This is a genomic window from Pseudomonas sp. CGJS7, from assembly GCF_036961695.1.
Genome location: NZ_JBAMDI010000243.1, coordinates 1 through 6,670 on the forward strand (window position 1 = coordinate 1; position 6,670 = coordinate 6,670).

A 6,670-nucleotide genomic window follows, 5' to 3' on the forward strand; every position below is an offset into this window, starting at 1 on the left:
GTGCGCCGCCCTTCGGGTGTCCTTTTGCTATCGCGAGTCAGTTGCGCCGCCGGGCCAAAGCAACGGCAACAGCACCCTCATCCGCCCTTCGGGCACCTTCTCAGCCTTGCACTCCCTTCGGTCGCCGCAAGCGGGAGAAGGGAATTAGGGAATGCGGTAGCGGCAATCGGTAGGCTCAGAACTTCCACCCCACCACCAACGCCAACTTGCCATCGGCCAACTTCGAATCGTCCAACGCCTCGGCCAACTCCGGCCCATAACTGGACGTATCGGTGTACTGCAACTCCGCATGCACCGGCCCGAACTGCTTGGTCACCGCCAGCAAATAATCGTTGTAGCTATCGCCCGCCGCATCGTCCAGGTCGTAATAACCCACCTGCGCCTTCAACCCGAACCCGCTCTCGCCCAACGGCCACTCGCCGCCCGCGTTCCAGTAATACCCTTTGCCGCCCAGACCGAAGATGTCCGGCGAATACGCCAAGCCGACGTGGTAGTACTCGGCGAAACTCAACGTCCCTTCCAGCTCGGTGTAGTCGTAGTCGAACCCCGAACGCGACCCCGGATACGCCGCGCGGGTCAGCACCACGTCCAGCTCCAGCCCCGGACGCAGTTCGCCCGCCCAGCCGAGGTAACCGTCGAGTTCGTAGTTCACCCCGTCGTCTTCTTCGCCAGGGGCGGTGAAGTCGATGCTCGAAGCCCACAGGCCGGCGTAGAAGCCGCTGCGGTGCTCCAGGTTGATCTCGGCCTGCAACGCCGGGTCTTCCTGGGTCTGGGACACGCCGCGCCAGACGTAGTCGCTGAGCGCGGACACGCTGCCGCGCACGGCCCAAGGCCGGTCGCCGTCGCTTTCGCCTGCCTGCTGAGCGCTTACCGAAGGCGCGAGCGCGGCCAAGGCCGAGGCCAGCAGCAGCCCGAGCGCGGGCCGGCGCGGGCGAAGGAGGGGCGGAAGGGTCGGCATGAGTGGGGTTCCCCGAAATGACGCACAAGCGCGGCTGAGGACGATATCGCACGCACGGGCCGCCGGAGCAATGCGGCCATCGCAATCCCAGGCACCGGGCCTGGCTTCGTCACCGGGGCTTCGCGCGACAGTTCCGGACAATGCCCCGCGCCCGAGCCGACACCCGCGCCCATGCGTTGACACCGCGCGGACAGGCTCCGAACATCCCCGCCATGTCCCCGGCCGCGCCCGCGCGCCCGCTCCACCCGCCCACAGGCCTTCGTCGCCGCACCCGCCTTCCAGGAGATCCACCGTGACCTTGCGCCTCGCCCCGCTCGCCTGCGCCTTGTTGTTGCTCACCGCCTGCGGCGGCGGCAAGCCCGCCGACGCCAACGCTCCCGCCGCCAAGCCCGGGGCCGAGGAGAAGGTGCTCAACGTCTACAACTGGTCGGACTACGTCGCCGACGACACGGTCAAGAATTTCGAGACCGCCTCCGGGGTGAAGGTCAATTACGACGTCTACGACGCCAACGAAACCCTGGAAAGCAAGCTCAGCGCCGGCGCCTCGGGCTACGACGCGGTGTTCCCGTCGGCGCGGCCGTTCGCCCAGCGCCAGGTCAAGGCCGGGCTGTATGCGCCGCTGGACAAGAGCAAGCTGCCCAACTGGAGCCATCTGGACCCGCAGTTGCTGCAGAACCTGGCCGCGATCGATCCGGGCAACGCCCACCTGGTGCCGTACATGTGGGGCACCACGGGTCTTGGCATCAACGTCGACAAAGTCCAGGCCGCGCTCGGCCCGAACGCGCCGCTGGACTCGTGGTCGCTGCTGTTCGATCCGGCCAACGCGGCCAAGCTGCAGAAATGCGGGATCACCGTGCTCGACGACGATCAGGAAGCCTTCGGCGCGGCGCTGATCTGGCTGGGCCGCGATCCCAACGCCGGCGCCGCCGATGAGATCGACGCGGTGCGCAAGGTCTACGCGGCGATCCGCCCGTACGTGCGCACCTTCAACAACGCCGAGTACAAGGACGCCTTCGCCAACGGCGACGCCTGTTTGGTGATGGGTTACTCCGGCGACATCGCCCAGGCCGCCACCGATGCCTTCGACGCGGCCAAGAAGGCCGGCGCGGCGGCGCCGAACCTGCGCTTCGCCATCCCCAAGGAAGGCGCGATCCGCTGGGTCGACGTGATCGCCATCCCCAAGGACAGCAAGCACATCGGCAACGCCCACGCTTTCATCGATTACCTGCTCGATCCCAAGGTCGCGGCCAAGATCAGCAACCACGTAGCCTACGCCAGCGCCAACAAGGACGCGGCCAGCCTGGTCGATCCGGCCATCGCCCAGGACCCGGGCGTGTATCCGCCCGAAGCGGTGCGGGCCAAGTTGATCGATCCCAAGTCCTTGCCCGAGGACATGCAGCGCCAGCGCGTGCGCGCCTGGACCAGCATCAAGAGCGGGCACTGAGCGCATGAGCGTCCCCGCCCGCGCGCCCGCCCTTGAGCCCTGGCGCGATCCGGCCGCGCAGCCGTTCGTGCGCATCGAGGGCGTGACCAAGACCTTCGGCAAGGTCTACGCCTGCGACGACATCTCGCTGGACGTCTACCGCGGCGAGTTCTTCGCCCTGCTCGGCGGTTCGGGTTCGGGCAAGAGCACGCTGCTGCGGGTGCTGGCCGGTTTCGAATCGCCCGACCGCGGCCGGGTGCTGATCGACGGCGTCGACGTGACCGATCTGCCGCCGTACCAGCGGCCGGTCAACATGATGTTCCAGAGTTACGCGCTGTTCCCGCACATGAGCGTGGCCCAGAACATCGCCTTCGGCCTCAAGCATTCCAGCGGCGCCAAACTCGGCGCCAGCGAGATCGGCGACCGGGTTCAGGCGATGCTGGAACTGGTGCGGATGCCGCAGTTGGGCAATCGCAAGCCCGATCAGCTCTCCGGCGGCCAGCGCCAGCGCGTGGCCCTGGCCCGCGCCCTGGCCAAGCAGCCCAAGTTGTTGCTGCTCGACGAGCCGCTGGGCGCGCTGGACAAGAAACTGCGCGAGCACACCCAGTTCGAACTGGTCAGCATCCAGGAACGGGTCGGCACCACCTTCATCATGGTCACCCACGACCAGGAAGAGGCGATGACCATGTCCTCGCGCATCGCGGTGATGGACGCCGGGCGCATCGTCCAGGTGTCCACGCCGGCGGTGTTGTACGAATACCCCTCGACCCGATTCGTCGCCGAGTTCATTGGCGGCATCAACCTGCTCGAAGGCCGGGTGCTGGGCCAGGACGGCGAAGGCGGATTGCTGCGCATTCAATGCGACGGCGTCGGCGAGGAACTGCTGGCGCGCCATCCCGATCCGTTGCCGGAAGGCACGGCGGTGGCGATCGCGGTGCGGCCGGAGAAGATCGACGTGCACGAGTCGCGGCCGGAGGGCATGGAGAACGCGGTCGCCGGCAAGGTGCGCGATATCGCGTATCTGGGCGATGTGTCGATCTATCACGTGCAGACCGAGGCCGGGGCGATTCTGCGGGTGCAGGAAACGCATGTGGCGCGCAGTTCGGAGCCGCATTACGACTGGGACGATACGTTGTGGTTGTCTTGGGATGCGGCAAGTGCGGTGGTGTTGACGTCATGAAGATCGGGGCGATGGTGGCCGCGGATGTGGACGTCGCGATCGTGGGCGCGTGGTCATGAGTGGGCGGGAAGAAAAGCAAGGCCGGGGGATTTGGGGTTTCTGGGGGGATGTTGTTGATAATCTCTTCGGTTGGTTCCGCGCCGTAGGCGACGAATTCAAGACCCGGCGCGGCCGGCTGCTGGTGACCGCGGTGCCGATGCTGTGGCTGGCGCTGTTCTTCTGCGTCCCGTTCCTGATCGTGCTCAAGATCAGCTTCGCCCAGTCGGTCTTCGGGCAAGTGCCGCCGTATACGCCGCTGCTGGAAACCACCGCCGACGGCGCCACCTCGCTGCGCCTGCACATCGGCAACTACGCCGCGCTGCTGGCCGATCCGCTGTACATCGCCGCCTACCTGAAATCGCTGGTGTTCGCCGGCGTGTCGACCTTGTGCTGCCTGCTGTTGGGCTATCCGATCGCCTACGGCATCGCCCGCGCGCCGCGGATGTGGCGGCTGTTGTTGCTGGTGCTGGTGATCCTGCCGTTCTGGACCAGCTCGCTGCTGCGCACCTACGCGCTGATCGGCCTGTTGCGCGCCAACGGACTGATCAGCCAGGCGCTGGCGGCGGTGGGCCTGATCGAACCGGGCGAAGCGGTGCTGCATACCAATCTGGCGGTGTATATCGGCATCACCTACAACTACCTGCCCTTCATGATCCTGCCCTTGGTCGCGACCTTGATCCGGCTCGATTTCACCCTGCTGGAAGCCGCCGCGGATCTGGGCGCCAAACCCTGGCGCGCGTTCTTGCGGGTGACGCTGCCGTTGTCGTTCCCCGGCATTCTCGCCGGCACCTTGCTGGTGTTCATCCCGGCGGTCGGCGAGTTCGTGATTCCCGATGTGCTCGGCGGTCCGGATGCGCTGACCATCGGCCGGGTGCTGTGGACCGAGTTCTTCACCAACCGCGACTGGCCGCTGTCGGCGGCGATCGCGGTGGCGATGCTGTTGCTGATCGTGCTGCCGACCTTGTTGTTCGAATACGTGGAAAACCGCCGCGCCGCGCGCGAGGCGCAGTCGTGAAGCGGCGTCCGTTCGCGCTGTACACGATGATGGCGCTGGGCTACGCGTTCTTGTACCTGCCCATCGTCTCGGTGATCGTGTATTCGTTCAGCGGCTCGGACCGCGCCACCACCTGGGGCGGTTTCTCGCTGCAGTGGTATGCGGCGCTGGCGCGCAACGAGCAGATCCTGGAAGCGGCCCAGCGCAGCCTGACCATCGCCGCGATCTCGGCCACCGCCGCGGTCGCGCTGGGCACGGCCAGCGGGCTGGCCTTGTCGCGGTTCGGCAAGTTCCCGGGGCGCGGCATCCTCAGCCTGATGAACTCGGCGCCGATGGTGATGCCCGATGTGATGCTCGGCCTGTCCTCGCTGCTGTTGTTCGTCGGGCTGCAGCAGGTCTTCGGTTGGCCCGAACGCGGCATGACCACGATCACCCTGGCCCACATCACCCTCACCGCCTGCTACGTCACCGTGGTGGTGCGCTCGCGCATGACCTCGATGGATTCCAGCCTGGAAGAAGCGGCGATGGATCTGGGCGCCAAACCCTGGCGGGTGTTCTTCGTCATCACCCTGCCCTTGATCGCGCCGGCGCTGCTGGCCGGCTGGCTGTTGGCCTTCACCTTGTCGCTGGACGATCTGGTGATCGCCAGTTTCGCCTCCGGGCCCGGTTCGACCACCTTGCCGATGCTGGTGTACTCCAAGGTCAAGATCGGGGTGACCCCGGAGATCAATGCGCTGACCACGATCATCGTGGTGCTGGTGACCTTGGGCGTGAGCGTGGCCGGCGTGTTGATGCATCGGCGCGAGCGCAAGCTGGCTCGCGCCGCGGACTGAGACGGCGCTCGCGCGGGCCGCGGCGCAGCCGTCGCGGCCCCGCCCCATCGCGACAATCGCCCCGCCGCTGGCGCCAAACGACGAACGGCGACCGCTTCGCGTGTGCGTTCACGCACATGCAATCGCAGCGACATCTGCCGCTGCTCTGATGGCGGCGGGGAACGCAACGTCCGCATCGCTCGCCTCGCCTATGCCGCCGCCGTCCCGGCACGACGCGGCTACGGCCATTTCATTCTGGCACTTCACCTGCATTCGCACCGCTGGCCTCACCGACTTCGCTCGGGCCCGACGTTTCCCCGGATGCCGCACATCCGCGCCGGATTCACTCAAACCCATGGAGATAAAGCAATGGATTACCCAATGCGCGCCGCCGGCGCCAAGCTGTTCGTGCTCGCCGCCGCGCTCGGCCTGGGCCTGATCGCCGCGCCGCAGGCGCAGGCGCAAGGCAACTGCAAGACCGTCAAGCTGCTGCCCGGCGTGATCCAGGTCTACGCGACCGCCCGCGCCGGCGCCGACGCCCCGGCCTCGCAGTTCTGCACCGCCAACTACGCTTGCCCGAGCGGCTCGCGCAAGGTCGAAGTGTTCGGTTCGGCGCTGTCCAGCAACCCCAACGCCGCTATCGCCGTCGACAACAGCGCGGTGCTCACCACCGCCGATGCGATCTCGGCCAACTGCCTCAACAGCAACGTCGGCACCCGCAAGGGCGTCAGCGTCAGCACCTGCAACAGCAAGGACGCCTCGGTCGCGCCGCGCGGAACCGCCGCTGCGGCGGATTGCGCGGTGTTTATCGATGCGCCGGCTGGGGCTTCGGTGGGTGCCAACGCTACTTGCTTCTGCGGCGTTTGAGATTTGTCGTTTGAACGGGTTTTGATCTAGCGGTCGAGAGCAAGATCAAAATGGGTTCCGGCTTTCGCCGGAATGACGGCTTGGGGGAGTGGTTGGTCGCTCCGGACCGGGTTGGTTTCGCTAATAGGCGATGTCGGAAAACTCCCTGGGCCAGCGGGGAGTTTTTTTATGTCCGCAAGATCGGTTCGGTTCTGTCCGGGCGGTTCGCAGTCGAACTGGACGATGCCCGGGTCGTACGAGCGGCGAGACAAAGCGCCGCAAAAGAAAAAGCTCCCCGGGCCAGCGGGGAGCTTTTTTTATATCGCAAACGCTTAAGCGAAACGGCCCGGCGCGGGAATGTCCGCTCCCGCACCGACGGCGGCGGATTATTCCCCGCCGCCGTCGCCTGTTCGCCGCG

The 6,670-nt window shown here is 66.6% G+C and carries 6 protein-coding genes; 5 read left to right on the forward strand and 1 reads right to left on the reverse strand.

What is annotated here, in order from left to right; genetic code table 11:
- Nucleotides 1–175: 175 nt before the first annotated feature.
- Nucleotides 176–958: a TorF family putative porin gene (locus V7787_RS51925; protein WP_336095313.1), complete on the reverse strand. Its 783-nt coding sequence runs from the start codon at nucleotides 956–958 to the stop codon at nucleotides 176–178.
- Between the two features lie 292 nt (nucleotides 959–1,250).
- Between V7787_RS51925 and V7787_RS51930 the strand changes: the two genes are divergently transcribed.
- The 5 genes from V7787_RS51930 (at nucleotide 1,251) to V7787_RS51950 (ending at nucleotide 6,273) form a co-directional block, all read left to right on the forward strand.
- Entirely contained in the window at nucleotides 1,251–2,402 is a 1,152-nt protein-coding gene (locus V7787_RS51930; protein ID WP_336095314.1) for a polyamine ABC transporter substrate-binding protein, read from the forward strand.
- A 4-nt stretch (nucleotides 2,403–2,406) separates the two neighbouring features.
- A complete protein-coding gene (locus V7787_RS51935; RefSeq protein ID WP_336095315.1) occupies nucleotides 2,407–3,561 on the forward strand; it encodes an ABC transporter ATP-binding protein in 1,155 nt (384 codons plus the stop codon).
- A gap of 196 nt (nucleotides 3,562–3,757) precedes the next feature.
- Nucleotides 3,758–4,615 (forward strand): ABC transporter permease subunit, encoded by an 858-nt coding sequence (locus V7787_RS51940; RefSeq protein ID WP_336095318.1) that lies wholly within the window; start codon nucleotides 3,758–3,760, stop codon nucleotides 4,613–4,615.
- Complete coding sequence (locus tag V7787_RS51945) at nucleotides 4,612–5,427, forward strand: ABC transporter permease subunit (RefSeq protein ID WP_336095316.1); 816 nt, start codon at nucleotides 4,612–4,614, stop codon at nucleotides 5,425–5,427. The genes V7787_RS51940 and V7787_RS51945 overlap by 4 nt, the downstream gene beginning before the upstream one ends.
- 348 nt (nucleotides 5,428–5,775) lie before the next feature.
- Nucleotides 5,776–6,273, forward strand: coding sequence for a hypothetical protein (locus V7787_RS51950; protein WP_336095317.1), 498 nt, complete (start codon nucleotides 5,776–5,778; stop codon nucleotides 6,271–6,273).
- Nucleotides 6,274–6,670: the final 397 nt, after the last annotated feature.